Source organism: Curtobacterium flaccumfaciens, assembly GCF_018598405.1.
GTDB classification, from domain to species: Bacteria; Actinomycetota; Actinomycetes; order Actinomycetales; family Microbacteriaceae; genus Curtobacterium; species Curtobacterium aurantiacum.
The window spans coordinates 15117-31798 of sequence record NZ_JAHEWS010000002.1 but is presented as its reverse complement, the minus strand read 5'-3'; the positions used below and the strand labels follow the sequence as shown (position 1 = coordinate 31798).

The 16682-nt window shown below is 70.3% G+C and carries 14 protein-coding genes and 1 tRNA gene; 6 read left to right on the top strand and 9 right to left on the bottom strand.

From position 1 onward, the window contains the following. Positions 1–536: 536 nt before the first annotated feature. Positions 537–2489: an acetate--CoA ligase gene (gene acs / locus KK097_RS01685; RefSeq protein ID WP_214543495.1), complete on the top strand. Its 1953-nt coding sequence runs from the start codon at positions 537–539 to the stop codon at positions 2487–2489. Between the two features lie 79 nt (positions 2490–2568). On the opposite strand, the gene KK097_RS01680 is transcribed toward acs, so the two are convergent. Continuing rightward, positions 2569–3030: a RidA family protein gene (locus KK097_RS01680; protein ID WP_214543494.1), complete on the bottom strand. Its 462-nt coding sequence runs from the start codon at positions 3028–3030 to the stop codon at positions 2569–2571. After that, on the bottom strand, positions 3027–3185 hold the full coding sequence (sp36, locus tag KK097_RS01675; RefSeq protein WP_017888699.1) for a Sp36 family protein: 159 nt from the start codon (positions 3183–3185) through the stop codon (positions 3027–3029). Before sp36 ends, KK097_RS01680 begins: the two co-directional genes overlap by 4 nt. Before the next feature lie 50 nt (positions 3186–3235). On the opposite strand from sp36, the gene KK097_RS01670 reads away from it, so the two are divergent. The 5 genes from KK097_RS01670 to KK097_RS18530 all read left to right on the top strand — a co-directional run bounded on the left by KK097_RS01670 (position 3236) and on the right by KK097_RS18530 (position 8718). Continuing rightward, complete coding sequence (locus tag KK097_RS01670; RefSeq protein ID WP_214543493.1) at positions 3236–5800, top strand: transglycosylase domain-containing protein; 2565 nt, start codon at positions 3236–3238, stop codon at positions 5798–5800. After that, on the top strand, positions 5797–6753 hold the full coding sequence (locus KK097_RS01665; RefSeq protein WP_214543492.1) for a metallophosphoesterase: 957 nt from the start codon (positions 5797–5799) through the stop codon (positions 6751–6753). Before KK097_RS01670 ends, KK097_RS01665 begins: the two co-directional genes overlap by 4 nt. Before the next feature lie 93 nt (positions 6754–6846). After that, positions 6847–6920, top strand: a tRNA-Pro gene (locus tag KK097_RS01660). A gap of 149 nt (positions 6921–7069) precedes the next feature. After that, complete coding sequence (locus KK097_RS01655; protein ID WP_214543491.1) at positions 7070–8104, top strand: sensor histidine kinase; 1035 nt, start codon at positions 7070–7072, stop codon at positions 8102–8104. Further along, positions 8101–8718 carry a response regulator transcription factor gene (locus KK097_RS18530; protein ID WP_111046814.1) on the top strand — a complete coding sequence of 206 codons (618 nt, stop codon included), beginning with the start codon at positions 8101–8103 and terminating at the stop codon, positions 8716–8718. The genes KK097_RS01655 and KK097_RS18530 overlap by 4 nt, the downstream gene beginning before the upstream one ends. Before the next feature lie 80 nt (positions 8719–8798). Here the strand turns inward: KK097_RS18530 and KK097_RS01645 are convergent, their stop codons facing one another. The 7 genes from KK097_RS01645 to KK097_RS01615 form a co-directional block, all read right to left on the bottom strand. Further along, positions 8799–9860, bottom strand: a complete 1062-nt coding sequence (locus KK097_RS01645) for an LLM class flavin-dependent oxidoreductase (RefSeq protein ID WP_214528504.1) — start codon at positions 9858–9860, stop codon at positions 8799–8801. 134 nt (positions 9861–9994) lie between these two features. Beyond that, positions 9995–10621, bottom strand: coding sequence for a thymidine kinase (locus tag KK097_RS01640; RefSeq protein ID WP_071247330.1), 627 nt, complete (start codon positions 10619–10621; stop codon positions 9995–9997). Next, positions 10621–11322 carry a response regulator transcription factor gene (locus KK097_RS01635; RefSeq protein WP_040420063.1) on the bottom strand — a complete coding sequence of 234 codons (702 nt, stop codon included), beginning with the start codon at positions 11320–11322 and terminating at the stop codon, positions 10621–10623. Before KK097_RS01635 ends, KK097_RS01640 begins: the two co-directional genes overlap by 1 nt. Beyond that, positions 11309–12544 carry a hypothetical protein gene (locus KK097_RS01630; protein ID WP_214543490.1) on the bottom strand — a complete coding sequence of 412 codons (1236 nt, stop codon included), beginning with the start codon at positions 12542–12544 and terminating at the stop codon, positions 11309–11311. The genes KK097_RS01635 and KK097_RS01630 overlap by 14 nt, the downstream gene beginning before the upstream one ends. Beyond that, positions 12541–13761, bottom strand: a complete 1221-nt coding sequence (locus tag KK097_RS01625; protein ID WP_214528506.1) for a sensor histidine kinase — start codon at positions 13759–13761, stop codon at positions 12541–12543. The genes KK097_RS01630 and KK097_RS01625 overlap by 4 nt, the downstream gene beginning before the upstream one ends. Before the next feature lie 170 nt (positions 13762–13931). After that, positions 13932–15086 carry an Rv2578c family radical SAM protein gene (locus KK097_RS01620; RefSeq protein ID WP_214543489.1) on the bottom strand — a complete coding sequence of 385 codons (1155 nt, stop codon included), beginning with the start codon at positions 15084–15086 and terminating at the stop codon, positions 13932–13934. Positions 15087–15144: 58 nt separating this feature from the next. Beyond that, positions 15145–16632 carry a malate:quinone oxidoreductase gene (locus KK097_RS01615; protein ID WP_214528508.1) on the bottom strand — a complete coding sequence of 496 codons (1488 nt, stop codon included), beginning with the start codon at positions 16630–16632 and terminating at the stop codon, positions 15145–15147. Positions 16633–16682 lie beyond the last annotated feature (50 nt).

Genomic DNA, 16682 nt, shown 5'->3' with positions numbered 1-16682 from the left:
GTTTGTCCCCCGAAACGGAAACCCGTACCCCGGTCGATGAGGCGACACCGATGCCACCCGCGTCGCCGACCACCCCTGCTTCCGGCGGCGGGACTGGACGTAGCACCTGCTACGCGGGTCCATGCAGAATGCATGCAGAAGCATGGACCGGTCTGTCCACACGAACGGCGTCCCTGCGCGGATCGGGGCACACGACGAAGCCCGACGAGCCACCATCGCTCGAGCCGGACCCTGGGAAACAGAAGAGGCGGCACCGGTTGGGGGGAACAGGTGCCGCCTTGACATCGAGGGATTGGGGGGAATCCGATTCGATGCCGCCGGAAACGAGTCCAGCGAGAACTACTGTACCCCATGATCGGCCCTCCGGGGCAACCCCGGACACGACCTCCGGGCGTGCCGCACCCCGGCCCGGCCGAGGGGTAGTCTCCGGATGCACGAACGCACCCACGACGGATGCACGCAGGCACCCACGACGGGTACCCACACGCATCCACGACGGATGCACCCAGAGGCCGCAACGACGCGAAAGGACATCGATGTCCACTCCGACCCAGACCGACCCCCGAGGCGACGACGGAGCGACCTTCGCGCCGCCGCCCGAGTTCGTGGCCGACGCGGTCGCCGGCGAGGACCTCCACCACGCGGCAGCGGCCGACCGTGAAGCCTTCTGGGCCGAACAGTCCCGCACGCTCATCGACTGGCGCACCCCGTTCACGCAGACACTCGACTGGTCCGGCGCCCCGTTCGCGAAGTGGTTCGCCGACGGCACGCTCAACGTCGCCGAGAACTGCCTCGACCGGCACGTCCGCGCGGGCAACGGCGACCGGGTCGCGATCCACTTCGAGGGCGCTCCCGGCGACACGCGCCGGATCACCTACGCCGAACTGACCGCCGAGGTGCAGCGCGCCGCGAACATGCTCATCGACCTCGGCGTCGGCCAGGGCGACCGCGTGGTCGTGTACCTGCCGCTCATCCCCGAGGCCGTCGTCACCATGCTCGCCGTCGCCCGCATCGGCGCCGTGCACTCCGTCGTCTTCGGCGGGTTCAGCGCGGAGAGCCTCCGCGCACGCATCGAGGACGCCGGCGCCAAGCTGATCGTGACCGCGGACGGCGGCTGGCGGCGCGGCGCCGTCTCACCGCTCAAGCCCGCCGTCGACGAGGCGCTGACCGGCGAGGGCACCGACACCGTCGAGCACGTCCTGGTCGTCAAGCGCGGTGGCAACGACATCACGTGGAACGACCGCGACGTCTGGTGGCACGACGAGCTGGCGAAGGCCGACCCGACCCACGAAGCGCAGGCTTTCTCCGCCGAGACCCCGCTGTTCATCCTGTACACCTCGGGCACGACCGGGAAGCCGAAGGGCATCGTGCACACCTCCGGCGGCTACCTGACCCAGGCGGCGTACACGCACAAGAACGTCTTCGACATGCACCCGGAGAAGGACGTCTACTGGTGCACCGCCGACATCGGCTGGATCACCGGACACTCCTACGTCGTCTACGGCCCGCTCGCCAACGGCGTCACCCAGGTGCTCTACGAGGGCACGCCCGACGAGCCGAAGCCCGGTCGCTGGTGGGACCTGGTCGACGCGTACGGCGTCACCGTCCTCTACACCGCACCCACGGCGGTCCGTGCGGCGATGAAGGCCGGCCGCGAGATCCCCGAGGCCCGCAGCCTCGAGACCCTCCGCCTGCTCGGCAGCGTCGGCGAACCGATCAACCCCGAGGCGTGGCAGTGGTACCGCCAGGTCATCGGCCACGACCGCACGCCGATCGTCGACACGTGGTGGCAGACCGAGACCGGCGCCATCATGATCTCCGCGCTGCCCGGCGTCACGAAGCTCAAGCCCGGCGCCGCGCAGACGCCACTGCCGGGCATCGTCGCCGAGATCGTCGACGACGACGGCAACCGTGCCGACCCCGGCGAGAGCGGCTACCTCACGATCACCGAGCCGTGGCCGTCGATGGCGCGCGGGATCTGGAACGACCCGGACCGGTTCGTGGAGACGTACTGGTCGCGGTTCCCCGGCCGCTACTTCGCCGGCGACGGCGCGCGGCTCGACGGGCAGGGCGACATCTGGGTGCAGGGGCGCGTCGACGACGTCATGAACGTCTCGGGACACCGCCTGTCCACGGCCGAGATCGAGTCCGCCCTGGTCGGCCACGAGGGCGTCGCCGAGGCCGCCGTAGTCGGCGCCGCCGACGAGACCACCGGGCAGGCCGTCGTCGCCTTCGTCATCCTGACGGCCGAGGCCGCCGCCGACGTCGACCGAGAGACCGCCTCCGCGGAGCTCCGCAACTGGGTGGGCAAGCGGATCGGCGCGATCGCGAAGCCGCGCCAGGTCGTCATCGTGCCGGAGCTGCCGAAGACACGCTCCGGCAAGATCATGCGGCGCCTGCTCCGCGACGCGGCCGAGGGCCGCCGCATCGGCGACACGACGACGCTCGCCGACCCGACGATCATGGCGACCATCGCGGAACTCATGTAGTCCCGCGAACGCGAGCAGGGCCTCCCGTCCGTCTCGGACTGGAGGCCCTGCTCGCGTACTGCGTTCGGCTGACGGTCCGTCAGGCGGTGAGCTCCACCACCAGCTCGACCTCGACCGGCGCGTCCAGCGGGAGCACCGCGACGCCCACCGCGCTCCGCGCGTGGACGCCGGCGTCGCCGAAGACCTCGCCGACCAGGGTCGACGCGCCGTTCGCGACGCCGGGCTGGCCGGTGAACGACGGGTCCGATGCGACGAAGACCGTGACCTTGACGACACGGGCCACGCGGTCGAGCGAACCGGCGACCGACTGCACGGCCGCCAGGGCGTTCAGCGCAGCGACGCGGGCCTGCGCGGCGGCGGTCTCGGCGTCGACGTCGGTGCCGACCTTGCCGGTCACGGGCAGGGCGCCGTCGACGAACGGCAGCTGGCCCGCCGTGTAGACGTACTGGCCCGTCACGACGGCGGGCACGTAGGCGGCGACGGGCGCGGCGACCGTGGGGATCGTCAGGCCGAGTGCGGCGAGCCGGTCGGAGACGGTCATGCGTCTGCCTTGGGGCGCTTCAGGTAGGCGACGAGACCGCCCTCGGGCCCGGTGACGATCTGGACCAGCTCCCAGCCCTCGTCCCCGTAGTTGTTGAGGATCGCGGTGGTGTTGTGGATCATCAGCGGCGTGGTGAAGTACTCCCAGCGAGTCATGCGGTTCCTTGCCAGCCTTTCAGTCGGGGGTGTCGTTTAGGCTGCATCCTATGTCTGCCCAGAAGACGTCTGCATCGCGGACCAAGCCCGTCTCAGCAGTCGGCGCCTTCATCGGATTCGTCGGGTTCAGTGCCCTCGCCGGCCTGCTCGTCACGATCGGGGTCACCCCGGCCATCGCCGTCGCCGGTGTCACGACGACGTCCACGATCGGCGTGTTCGAGTCCCTGCCGGAGTACATCGAGATCGGTGACCTGCCGCAGCGCAACGAGCTGTACGCGTACTCGGGCGGCAAGCCGGTGCACTTCGCGACGGTCTACGACCAGAACCGCCAGGAACTGAAGTTCGACCAGATCAGCGACCAGCTGAAGAACGCCGCCATCGACGGCGAGGACAAGCGCTTCTACAATCACGGCGGCGTCGACATGACCTCGCTCATCCGCGCCGGTGTGGGCAGCATCGCGGGCGGTCTCGGTGAGTCCGGCGGTGGATCGACGCTGACCATGCAGCTCGTCCGCAACATCAAGATGCAGCAGGCCCTCGAACTCCCGACGAAGAAGGAACAGGTCAAGGCCTACAACGAGGCCGTCGAGCAGACCATCCCCCGCAAGCTCGAGGAGATGAAGCTCGCGATCGGGCTGGCGAAGAAGTACTCCAAGAAGGAGATCCTCACCGCCTACCTGAACATCGCCTACTTCGGCGACCAGACCTACGGCGTGCAGGCCGCGGCACAGCACTACTACAACAAGAGCGCGACCGACCTGACCCCGGCCGAGGCCGCGTCGCTCATCGCCATCGTGCAGTACCCCGAGGCGCGCAACCTGTCGAACCCCAAGAAGTACGACGCCAACGTCGCGCGACGCAACGTCGTGCTCCGCTCGATGTACGACCAGAAGAACCTCACCGAGGCCGAGTACCGCACGGCCCGCCAGTCGAAGCCGGCGGACTACGTGCACTTGACGCAGCCCTCGCAGGGTTGCCGTGCCTCGGTCGGCGACGGCTCGCAGTTCTTCTGCGACTACGCGGTCAAGGTCGTCAAGGAGATGTCGCAGCTCGGCTCGTCGCAGAAGGCACGCGACACCGCGTGGCGGAACGGCGGCTACAAGATCCAGACGTCGCTGAACATCGATCTGAACGCCGAGCAGAAGCGCCTCGTCAACACCTACGACAACAAGGCCGAGACGAACCTCGCCCTCGGCGCGACGCTCAACTCGATCGAGGCCGGGTCCGGGCGCATCATCACGATGGCGCAGAACAAGGACTACGACCAGTCGCTCAAGTCCGCGCCGACATCGACGAGCATCAACTACAGCGTCGACTACAAGTACGGCAACTCCGGTGGCTTCCAGACCGGCTCGACGTACAAGCTGTTCACGCTGCTCGCCTGGCTGCAAGCGGGCCACGGCCTCAATGAAGTCGTGAGCGGGGCGCCGCGCAACATGTCGACCGGATGGACCGCTTGTGGCCAGCCCTTGTACGCGGGTGACTACAACCCGAAGAACGACAGCCCGGGCGAGAGCGGCAACTACACCGTCGCCGCGGCGACCGCTGGATCGATCAACCTGGCGTTCCTCAACATGGCGCAGAAGCTCGATCTCTGCGACATCCGCGACACAGCCGAATCCCTCGGTGTGCACCGCGCGGACGGCGGGGAGCTGCAGTACAACCCGTCGGCGGTCCTCGGGACCAACGACATCGCGCCCATGACGATGGCAGCCGCATACGCAGCCGTGTCCAACAACGGCATCTACTGCAAGCCGATCGCCATCGACGAGATCACCTCGCCGTCCGGCAAGAAGCTCGGCGGCCAGACGAAGGACTGCAAGCAGGCGATCGACCCTGAGGTCGCGCACGCGGCCGTCTACGCGATGAAGGGCACCATCGCCAGCGGTACCGCGCGTGGGGCCCAGACTCCGGACGGTACGCAGCTCTTCGCGAAGACCGGCACGACCGACACCGCGAACCAGATCTGGCTCGTGGGCGCGAGCTCGCGGGTTGCGACGGCCTACTGGCAAGGCAACACGGACGGCAAGCTGAACAACCTCCGCCATTACAGCAACGGGGTGAACGGCACCTACGCCGGCGTTCGTGCAGACGTCTGGAAGCAGGCGATGACCCCTGTGAACGCCACGTACCCGGCGGGCCCCTTCACGGACCCGAACACCTCGGCGCTCCGCGGCAACGCCAAGGCACTCCCGAACCTGCAGGGCAAGACCGCTGACGAGGCCCGCGCGGCGATCTCGGGTGCCGGGTTCACCTACGTCGACGGCGGCGCGCGTCCCGGCCCGGGGAACCCCGGCTCCGTGACCTCGACGTCCCCGGCGGCGGGTGCGCTCCTGTCCTCGGGTTCGAGCGTCACCGTCTACACGTCCGACGGCACCCAGGCGACCGTTCCGGAGATCGGCGGCGACTCCCTCGGGGACGCCCGCTCGGCCCTGAACGACGCAGGGTTCACGAACGTCAACCTCGCCGACAGCTACGCCAAGGGTGGCGGTGGCAAGACCTGCAAGGTCGCCGCGGTCGAGCCGGCGATCAACGCCACGGCGAACAAGAACGACAACGTGACGATCCAGCTCTACGGCGACAAGAACGGCAAGGCCCCCAAGGACTGCAAGTGACCCGCGGTCGCGCCGCGCTCGGGGTCCTCGCAGCCGGTGCGGCCGTCGGTGCCGCTTCAGCAGCCTGGGGTTCGCTCGTCGAGCGTCGTCGCTTCAGGATCCGGTGGGAGACCGTTCCGGTGCTCCCGCCGGGTTCCCGTGACGTCACCGTCCTGCACCTCTCCGACATCCACATGGCCCCGTGGCAGGCCGACAAGCAGCAGTGGCTGCGCGACCTGAGCCTGGTCGAACCGGACTTCATCGTGAACACCGGGGACAACCTCGGGCACGCGACGGCGAATGCCGCCGTGGAGTACGCGCTCGAGCCGTTCCGCGGGGTGCCCGGGGGCTTCGCCTACGGGTCGAACGACTTCTTCGGGCCCTCCCCGCGTAACCCGCTCAAGTACTTCTCGGGGCCGAGCCGGATGCACAAGGCTGCGGAGCCCGTCGGTCTCGACATCGATCGGCAGACGGCGTTCTTCGAGTCGCTCGGCTGGCTCGACCTGAACGACCAGGCGCACGCGATCGAACTCCGCGGCTCCCGGTTCGAGCTGTTCGGCACCTCGGACGCGCACCGCGACTGGGACCGCCTCGACCTGCTCCCCACCAACGTCGACGAGATGCGCAGCGACGTGCCCTGGTCCGAGGACGAGGACGGGCCCGCACCGGTCGCGATCGGTGTCACGCACGCGCCCTACCGTCGCGTGCTCGATGCCTTCGTGACCCAGGGTGCCGACATCATCTTCGCCGGCCACACCCACGGCGGTCAGGTCGCCGTCCCCGGGGTCGGTGCGCTCGTCACGAACAGCGACCTCCCCCGCCGGTACGCCAGCGGGCTGCACAAGTGGGAGCACCGCAACCACTGGTCGTGGCTCGAGGTCTCCGCGGGCCTCGGCACTTCGATCTACGCGCCCGTCCGGTTCGCCTGCCGACCAGAGGCCGTCGTGATCACCCTCACAGCACGGGCTACCTGAACCGACGCGCCCGGGAGTTCACCGGATGGTCGTGAGCATCCCCGATCATCGGATAGACTTGTCGGGTTGCTCCGGTACGGAGTGATCACACCGCGGGGTGTGGCGCAGCTTGGTAGCGCGCCTCGTTCGGGACGAGGAGGTCGCAGGTTCAAATCCTGTCACCCCGACACTGTGTTGAGACAGTACGAAGAAGGCCCTGGTTCTCCGGAACCGGGGCCTTCTGCTTTCCGCGGTCGGGCGCTCGGCACTACACCTCCCGACACACGACGTCACTGCCGCTCCCCCGACTGCAATGACGCGGATAGCCTCGACAGCGATGTCACGCGCCGACCACCTCCGCCCGGTCCTCGAACGGATCGCCGCGCAGTTCCCCGAACTCGCCGACGACCCGGTCCTCACGCAGAACCTGGTCGACAACGTGACGTCGATGATCGCCGAGGCCCACGAGCGCTACGGCGCCGGTGGCGAGGACAGCGTGGTGAGCAACGCCTACCTCGATCCGGAGCACTTGGCGACCGGCTCCCTGCACGCCGAGCACACACAGCACCCGGCCGGAGCCATGCTCGCGGCGGAGATGCTCTTCGACGCCTACCTGCCGGTCTTCGTCGACGAGGTCGGTGCTGCGTCCACCGCCGAGGTCCTGCGGGCCACCCGGGCCCTGCACGCGGGCATCTGGAGCCGGTTCCCGGCCGGGGCGGTCGCGTACACCGAGGCACTGCGCCAGCGCGTCACGACGGCCCACCTCGACTCCCGGATGCAGATCGCCCGGGACCTGCACGACCGGGTCGCCCACGGCATCCTCGCCGGACTGCAGCGGCTCGACCTCGTCCTGCTGACGGACCCGCCCTCGGACGAGCGAGCCGACCAGCTGGAGGACGCAGCGCGGCTGCTCCGGAGCGCCCTCGGTGACGTGCAGGACCTCGCGGTGAGCCTGCACGCGCGGGTCGGGGACGCGCTGCTCGACGATGCCCTGCGCCGACACGTGCGGGACCTGTTCCCCGACGACGATCGCCTGTCCGTGGAGTCGACCGGCACACCCGTGCCGCTGCCCAACTGGCAGGCCGAGGAGGCCCTGACGATCCTGCTCGAGGCGCTCACGAACCGCAGCAAGCACGCCCCGGGTGCGACGACGTCGGTGTGCTTTGCATGGTCACCCGCTGCCGTGGTCGTGACCGTCTCCGACGACGGACCGGGCTTCGACGTGCGGAGCGACGCCGACGGTCGCCTCGGACAGCAGACCATGCGCGAACGTGCCACGGTGATCGGCGCCCGGCTCGACGTCGAGAGCGTCCGCGGCAGCCGAGACCACGGCACCACCGTCCGTCTGACCATCCCGAGGGGCACCCTGTGACCGTCACCCACGTCGCCATCGTCGACGACCACCGGCTCTTCCGCGAAGGACTCGCCACGATCCTGGCCGCGGTCCCCACGATCCGCGTCGTGGCCCACGGCGAGCGACCGTCCGAGGTGCTCGACTCCCCCGAGGCCGCCGCGATCGACGTCCTGTTGCTCGACGTCGAGCTGGACGGCCCTCCGGCACGGACGACGATCGCCACGGTCCGCCGCACCCGCCCGGACATCCGGGTGGTGGTGCTCACGATGCACCGGGACGCCGTCCTCCGTAGGACGCTGCTGGACGCCGGCGCGGTCGACTTCGTCACGAAGGACACCCCGAGCCGCGAACTCGTCGACCGCATCGCCCGGGCAGCCCACGCCGATGCGGCACCCGTCACGTTCCCCGTCGACCTGGTCACCGAGGCCCGCGCCGGGTCACCGCTGAGCGACCGCGAGCTCGAGGTCCTGCGACTCCTCGCCGCTGCACGAACCAACGCCGAGATCGCCGCCGACCTGCAACTCGCGATCGGCACGGTGAAGCGGCACGTCTACAACGTGTTCCGGAAGCTCGACGTCGGTTCCCGCGTCGGGGCGGTCGCCGCAGCCACGCGCCTGGGCTTGCTCAGCTGAGGCTCCGTCGAACTTCGTGAGCAGCAATGGTCGGGTGCCCAGCGGACACCCGACCATTCCTGCTCACGAAGCGACCCGGACTAGCCGACGGACGACGCCCCGGCGCCAGCAGCAGCACCCGCGGGCACGAGCGTGCCGGCGGCGTGCAGCCCGGCCACGACGTCGAGCGCCTGGTGCCGGTACCGCGCCTGGGCGGCACCGGGCGAGACGATCACGCCGTTCGCCCCGGTCGACGCCACGAGCGCGTTGATCTTCTCCGCGACCTGCTCGGCGTTGCCGTAGGCCTGACGCTCGGTACGGGCGGCGATGAACCGACGCTCGAGGTCGTTGAACTCGTACGCGCGGGCCTCGTCCATCGACACCGGCTCGGGCTTCCGCCCGGAGCGCATCCGGATGAAGGAGATCATCCCCGGGGCGCTCTGCTCATCGACGACGGCGGGGTCCTCGTCGGTGACGACCTGCACGCCGATCAGGGCGTTCGGCGTCTGCCGGAAGCGCGAGGGACGGAACGAGTCGCGGTACAGGGCGAGCGCTGCCTCGGTGTTGTCCGAGGCGAAGTGGTGCGCGAAGGCGAACGATACACCGAGTGCGCCGGCGACCTGGGCGCTGTAGCCGGAGGACCCGAGCAGCCAGAACTCCGGCACGTCGCCATAGCCCGGCACCGCGCGGATGCCCGACAGTGGGTTCGACTCGTCCATGCCGGTGAAGAAGCCGATCAGGTCGGCGAGGCGGTCCGGGAAGTCGTCGACGTCGAGTCGGTCGGTGCGGCGGAGGGCCATCGCCGTCGCGCCGTCGGTGCCGGGAGCGCGCCCGAGCCCGAGGTCGACCCGGTCGCCGTACAGCGCACGGAGGGTGCCGAACTGCTCGGCGACGACGAGCGGCGCGTGGTTCGGCAGCATCACGCCACCGGATCCGATGCGGATGGTCGAGGTGGCCGCACCCACGGCGCTCAGCAGCACCGCCGGGGCCGAGGACGTGATGCCCGGCATCCCGTGGTGCTCGGCGACCCAGAACCGCTCGTACCCGAGCTGTTCGGCGTGCACGGCCATGTCGATGGACCCCTGCAGGGCCTCGGTGTTGGACTGGCCGTACTCGCGGGTGGCCAGGTCGAGGACGGACAGGTGCAGGGTGTCGTCGGTCATGTGGTCACCAACGCGCGCCCGCGCACGTGCATTCCTGTGCACGTGACGGACTGGAGGCCCGTGGCGGCGCCGCCACGGGCCTCCAGTCCGTCACGTCACCGGGGCGCGTACCGGACGCGCGCCGGCACGAGCAGTCAGGCGCCGTCGAGGCGGCCGCCGGACTCCGTCAGGTAGCAGTTGGCGCAGAGCGACTCGTAGGCGACGTCGACACCGTCGATGGCGACCTGGGAGCCGTCGAAGACGAACCGGCCGTCGACCGTCCGGGCGTTGAAGACCGCCTTGCGGCCGCAGCGGCAGATGGTCTTCAGCTCTTCCAGCGAGTGCGCGACCTCGAGCAGGCGCGCGCTGCCGGGGAACGCCTCGGTGCGGAAGTCGGTGCGGATGCCGTACGTGATGACCGGGATCTCGTCGAGCACCGCGATGCGCAGCAGGTCGTCGACCTGGCGCGGGGTGAGGAACTGCGCCTCGTCGACGAGCACGCAGCTGACCGGCCGCACCATGCCGTCCAGGCGGTCCGACTCGGGATCGACGGCACCGGCGGCGGTGACGGCCTGGCGCACGTCGGCGTCCGGCGAGAACACGATGTCGACGGTCCGGGTGACGCCCAGGCGGGAGACGATCTCGCGGTCGCCCTTCGTGTCCACCGCGGGCTTGGCGAGCAGGACCCGGTGCCCGCGCTCCTCGTAGTTGTAGGCGGCCTGCAGCAAGCCCGTGCTCTTGCCGCTGTTCATCGCGCCGTAGCGGAAGTAGAGCTTCGCCACTACGCGAGGAACCCGTCCTCGGCGGCCCGACGGATGAGGTCGGACTTCTTCGAGGCGGGACGGCCCACCTTGCTGTACTTCTCGCGCACGCGGCGCAGGTAGGTCTTGGCGGTCTCGTACTGCACGTTCATCTGGGCGGCGACCTCGTTCGTCGAGTAGCCCGAGACGTAGAGCCGGAGCGCCTCTTCCTCACCGGCGCTGAGCTTCGGTCGCTGGTGCGCCGTCGCGCCCGTCGGCAGCGGTCGCCACTCCCGCGGCTGCGGGGTCTCGCGTGCGACACCCATGATCTCGCGGGCGACGTCCATGACCTCGCGCATCGGCAGCGACTTCGACAGGAACGCCGCGGCACCGGCTGCCAGGGCGCGGTCACGGGACTCCCGGCTGTCGACGCTCGAGAGCACGATGACCTTCGCCCCGGCAGCACGGCAGGTGCGGACGCGGGCCTCGATGGACACCGGTTCCTTCAGCTGGAAGTCGAGGAACACCAGGTCGGTCGGGAAGCTGTCGCTGTGGACCATCTCGAGCCACGTGTGTGCGGTCAGGGCCAGGTCGAAGTCGAAGGCGTTCACCGCGATCCAGCTCGACAGGCTGTCCAGCAGGACCTCGTGGTCGTCGAGGATGGCCAGCCGCACGCGTCGTGCTCCCGGGTTCGGGAGGGACGGCGACCCCTCCGAGAGCCGGTTCGGGTCAGTGCTGGTCATAGGAGAACCTTAGTGCGAGGGCGGACGGACGGACCGCGACGTCGAGGTCGGGGAACGTCACACGGAGGACGGCGAAGTAGGGGTCGAAGGTGCGGTGGATACCGATGTCGGAGTCGGCCACGGCGAGGTCGAGTTCCACGAGCACGCGGGCGGTCGGAGCCGACGACGCTGCCCGCGCCGGTGCCGCCCGCGCCGGTTCCGCCGGGCCGGCCACCGTGTCGGCTCGTCGCACGGTCGCACGGAACCCGGCCGGGTCGACGGTCGAGGCGCGGAGCGCGGCACGCACGAAGGTCCGGACGACGGCGCGCTGGTCGGTGTCGAGCGTCGCGATGAGGCCGTCGGGGTCGTCGACCACCGGCGCCGCACCGCCCTCGACCCGGACGGCGTACTCGAGCCAGGTGCGGTCCGCATCGGCGACCATCGATGCCCGGATCCCGTCGGCGATCGCACGGGCGCGGTCGCGGTCGGCGTCGGTGATGGTGTCGCGTGTGCGGAGCTCGGCGAAGAACGGGGCGACGTCGCGGGACAGGATCGTCGAGCGGTCCTGCTGCACGCTCGCGGCGATGCCGTCGCGCTCGGCGCGCTCGACGGAGTACGACCCGGCGCGGATCTGCACGCGCTCGGCGAGCCCGGCGAAGGTCCACGCGAACACCGCGGACGCGGCGGTCAGCACGAGGGTCGGCGCCGCGGCCAGGAACGCCGCGACGGCCACCGGGACCTCGTGCGGGAACACGGCGGCGCCGGTGCCCCACGTGACCGCGTTCACCGCGGCGAGGACGACCCCGCCGATCGCCAGGTCGGTCCACGGCCGGTACGGCGCGACCATCACGATGCCGGTCGCCGTGATCAGCGACATGAAGTCGTTCAGGGCGCTGCGGTCCGGGCCCCACTGCGCGGCGACGCTCGCGACCGAGGCCAGGCCGAGCAGCCCGACGTGGGCGACGTACGCCGAGCGGGGGAAGGGCGCGCGGAAGGGGCTCGAGGCAGCGAGCACCACGACCGCCGAGGCCGCCACGAGCAGCACCGTCAGTGCGCTGAGGGTCGGGCTGCCCTCGACGTCGCGGTCGAAGATCGACACGAGCAGGGCCCAGACGATGCTCCCGGCGCCGAGCACGACGGCGAGCGGACGGGATCCCATCGCGCCCAGCGGGTCGTACTGCTGCGCGGTGCGCCGGGGCCCGGACGCCGGCCCGGACCCGCGGCGCCGCCGGAGCGCGGTCATCGCCCGGTCCCCCGTTCATCGACCGCCGCCGGAACGGTGATGGCACCGGTGACCGGCCCGTACGGCACGGTCATCATGACGCTGGTGCCGGAGCCGGGCGACGACCAGATCTGGACGTCGCCACCGACCCGGCCGATGCGGTCACGGACCGAACCGCGGAGGCCCATCCGGTCGGCACCGGTGGCGTCCTCGTCGAAACCGCGGCCGTCGTCGACCACCATGACGGTGCAGGACGCGCTGTCGTCGAACACGCTCACCTCGGCGGCGTCGGTGCCCGCGTGCTTCCGCACGTTGGCCAGGCACTGCCCGACGGCTCGGACGACCGCCGACAGTGCACGCTGGTCGAGGCGCTCGAGCGCCGAGGTGTCGCCGGAGACCGTGACGTCGAGCCCGAGCGCGCGGTGCTCGTCGACCATGGAGCCGAACGTCTCGGCAGCGGCCCCCGGGCGGGGACGGGCAGCGGGAGCGAGCCAGCCCTTGCCGGTGAGGACCGCGACGTCGGCGTCGACCGTCTCGGCCAGGAGCGGGTCCATCGGGCCGTCCGGAGCCAGCGTGATCGCACCGAGGTGGTTCAGCACGGTGTCGTGCAGGATGGCGGACGCCTCGGCCTCGACCCCTGCGCGGTAGGCGGACACGTGTTCCTCGCGTGCCGAACGCAGCAGTTCGGGCTGCACCTGTTCGGACCGGCCGGTGCTGCGGGTGGTGAAGAGCACGAGCGCGACCACGAAGCCGAGGGTGACCCAGGCCAGGATGAGGGGCCGCGGCGACTCGTCGGCCTGCACGATGGCGATCCAGGTGGCGAGCCGACCGACCAGGAACCCTACGAAGGACCAGAACACCACGCGGCTCGGCAGCGCTCCGGCCCCGCCGACCAGGATGAGCGGGATCACGACGAGGGACATCAGGTACGAGGTCACCCAGCCGGTCGGCACCTCCTGCTGGACCCCGACGGCGAACCACCAGGCGCAGACACCGCCGATCACCAGGAACGCGATCGCCGAGCTCCGGGTGCCGAACTGCACGTGCACGCCGATCATGGCGAGCATCGGGACCACGGCCAGCACGGTGCCGAGGACCTGCACGCCCGGTTCGGACAGGCCGTAGAGCACGAGCGTGATCGCCGCGGCCAGCAGGGACCCGATGGCGCCGGCATGGAGGGCGCGCACGGTCGACCACGCGTTCACTCGCGGTGCGAGGTGCGTGGGGATGCCGAGCACGAGGTGGATCCTTCCGGGTGGCGAGGGCGCCGTCCACGATCCAACCACTGGAGCAGCGGCCGTGTACCCCGAATGCGGAGCCGTGCGGCGACTCGCACGATGATAGCGGCCCGGGCCGGGGTCTGGCTGTCCCCCGAACGTGGACCAGCCTGGCCCCGGACCGCGATCGGTCAGAAGAGCGTCTGGGACGCCGCCGGACGGAGCAGCCGCCGGTCGAACCCGGGGTCCGCGCGCTTCAGCGGCGAGACCGTCGGCACGGACTGCTCCTCGGGCAACCTGCGCGGCGCGCCCTGCGGCAGCCCCTGTGGCGCGCCCGGCGACAGCGGACGCGGTTCCGAGAAGCCCATCGACCCCGTGGCCGGGTCCACGCGCCCGAGGCCGACGCCGTGCGCTGCAAGGATGGGCCGGATGCGCTCCGACAACCACCGCCGGTAGTCCTTCGGCGCGTAGGTGTTGTCGAGGTACATCGCCCGGTACCGCTGCACCAGGTCGGGTCGCTCGCGGCCGAGCCACTCGAACCACCACGGCTTCACCCCCGGCCGCAGGTGCAGCGCCGAGTACATGATGCTCGTCGCCCCGGCCGCCGTGGCGCGTCCGATCGCGTCGTCGAGCTGCGCCCTGGTGTCGGTGATGTACGGCAGCACGGGCATCAGGAACACCGCGCAGTCGAGCCCTGCGTCGCGGATCGCCCGCACGGTCGCGAGCCGGGCCGCCGTCGTCGGGGTGCCGGACTCGACCGACTGCTGCAGCGAGTCGTCGTACACGGCGATCGACATCGCGAGGTCGACGGGAACGACCTTCGCCGCCTCGACCAGGAGCGGCAGGTCGCGGCGCAGCAGGGTGCCCTTCGTCAGGATGCTGAACGGGGTGCGCGACTCCGCCAGCGCCTGGATCACGCCCGGCATCAGCCGGTAGCGTCCCTCAGCCCGCTGGTAGGGGTCGGTGTTCGTGCCGAGGGCCACCGGGTGGCGGTTCCAGGAGGGCTTGCTGAGTTCTCGGCGCAGCACGTCGGCGACGTTCGTCTTCACCACGATCTGCTGGTCGAAGTCGGCGCCGCCGTCGAACTCGAGGTAGGTGTGCGTCGGGCGCGCGAAGCAGTAGACGCAGGCGTGGCTGCACCCCCGGTACGGGTTGATCGTCCAGCCGTACGTGCCGGGCCCGTCGGCGCTCGGCACCCGGTTCAGCGCGCTCTTCGCCAGGACCTCGTGGAAGGTCACCCCGGCGAACTCCGGGGTCGTCACGCTCCGGACGAACCCGCTGTTCGATTCCATCCCGGGCAGTGCGTCGCTCTGCTCGGCGTCGATCGCCTGTCCACTCCACCGCATGCCGTCATTCGAACACACGTTCGAACAGACCGCAAGCCGGGGCCGACCGGTGCGGACCTCAGTGGTGCAGGCCGAGCACCTTCGCCGTGCGCTCGAGCGTGGCGTCCGCCAGGGCCGGGTCGTCGCCGAGGTCCTGCCCGTACGTCGGCACCATCGCACGGACGTCGTCCTGCCAGCCGTCCCACCGGTCGGGGAAGCACCGGCGCAGCATCGTGAGCATGATCGGCACGGCCGTCGAGGCACCCGGCGACGCCCCGAGCAGCCCCGCGATGGAGCCGTCGGCGGCGGTGATGACCTCGGTGCCGAACTGCAGCACGCCGCCCTTGTCCTTGTCGGGCTTGATCACCTGGACACGCTGACCCGCGGTGATGCGGTGCCAGTGCTCGGGCTCGGCGCTCGGCATGAAGTCACGCAGCGCCTCGAACTTGGTGCGCTTCGAGGCGAGGAGCTGCCCGACCAGGTACCGGACCAGGTCGAAGTTCGAGAACGCGACGCTCAGCATCGGGCGGAGGTTGTGTGGCCGGATCGAGCGGAACAGGTCGAGGACCGAGCCCTGCTTCAGGAACTTCGGGCTGAACCCCGCGTACGGCCCGAACATCAGCGACGACCCACCGTCGACGATGCGGGTGTCGAGGTGCGGCACCGACATCGGCGGGGCACCGACGCTGGCCTTGCCGTAGACCTTGGCGGAGTGCTTCTGCACCACCTCGGGGTCGTCGGTGCGCAGGAACTCGCCCGACACCGGGAAGCCGCCGTACCCACGGATCTCGGGGATGCCGGACTTCTGCAGCAGGTGCAGTGCCCCGCCGCCGGCGCCGACGAAGACGAACTTCGCGGCGATGCGCTGGGTGGACCGGCCGATCTCGTTGCGGACGTTGAGCACCCAGCCCTCGGACACCTTCGAGCGGGTCAGGTTGGTGACCTGGTGCGAGGGTTCGAACTCGACGCCGTCGATCTCGAGCTGGTCGAACAGCTGCCGGGTGAGCGAGCCGAAGTCGACGTCGGAGCCCGCCGCCGAGTACGTGGCGGCGATCGGCTGGTCCTTCTTGCGGCCGGGGATGAGCGCGGGCGCCCACTTCCGGATCTGTGCCGGGTCGTCGGAGAACTCGATGCCGGCGAAGAGCGGGTGGTCGCGCATGGCCTCGTACCGGGCGCGCATGTACGCGACGTTCGCCTCGCCCCACACGAAGGAGATGTGCGGCGTGGGGTTGATGAAGTTCGACGGCTCCGGCAGCACGCCGGTCTCGACCAGGTGCGCCCAGAACTGCCGGGAGACCTGGAACTGCTCGTTGACCGTGACGGCCTTCGCGATGTCGACGCGACCGTCCGGGAGCTCCGGCGTGTAGTTCAGCTCGCAGAGTGCGGAGTGCCCGGTGCCGGCGTTGTTCCAGGGGTTCGAGGACTCCTGCGCGACGGTGCCGAGCCGCTCGTACACGCGGATCTTCCAGCTCGGCTCGAGCTTGTGGATGATGGCCCCGAGCGTGGCACTCATGATGCCTCCGCCGATCAGGACGACGTCGATGGGGTCCACCTGCTGCTCTGCCACCCGTCGATCCTACCGGCGGCGTCCGTCTGCTGGTCGCGTCCGCGAACCCC

What these genes read in the sequence shown, in the direction of transcription:
- KK097_RS01630 (WP_214543490.1), bottom strand. Translation starts at nt 12,544, where the DNA reads ATGACCGCGCTCCGGCGGCGCCGCGGGTCCGGGCCGGCGTCCGGGCCC.
- KK097_RS01645 (WP_214528504.1), bottom strand. Translation starts at nt 9,860, where the DNA reads ATGACCGACGACACCCTGCACCTGTCCGTCCTCGACCTGGCCACCCGC.
- acs (WP_214543495.1), top strand. Translation starts at nt 537, where the DNA reads ATGTCCACTCCGACCCAGACCGACCCCCGAGGCGACGACGGAGCGACC.
- KK097_RS01635 (WP_040420063.1), bottom strand. Translation starts at nt 11,322, where the DNA reads ATGACCAGCACTGACCCGAACCGGCTCTCGGAGGGGTCGCCGTCCCTC.
- KK097_RS01680 (WP_214543494.1), bottom strand. Translation starts at nt 3,030, where the DNA reads ATGACCGTCTCCGACCGGCTCGCCGCACTCGGCCTGACGATCCCCACG.
- KK097_RS01655 (WP_214543491.1), top strand. Translation starts at nt 7,070, where the DNA reads ATGTCACGCGCCGACCACCTCCGCCCGGTCCTCGAACGGATCGCCGCG.
- KK097_RS01670 (WP_214543493.1), top strand. Translation starts at nt 3,236, where the DNA reads ATGTCTGCCCAGAAGACGTCTGCATCGCGGACCAAGCCCGTCTCAGCA.
- KK097_RS01620 (WP_214543489.1), bottom strand. Translation starts at nt 15,086, where the DNA reads ATGCGGTGGAGTGGACAGGCGATCGACGCCGAGCAGAGCGACGCACTG.
- sp36 (WP_017888699.1), bottom strand. Translation starts at nt 3,185, where the DNA reads ATGACTCGCTGGGAGTACTTCACCACGCCGCTGATGATCCACAACACC.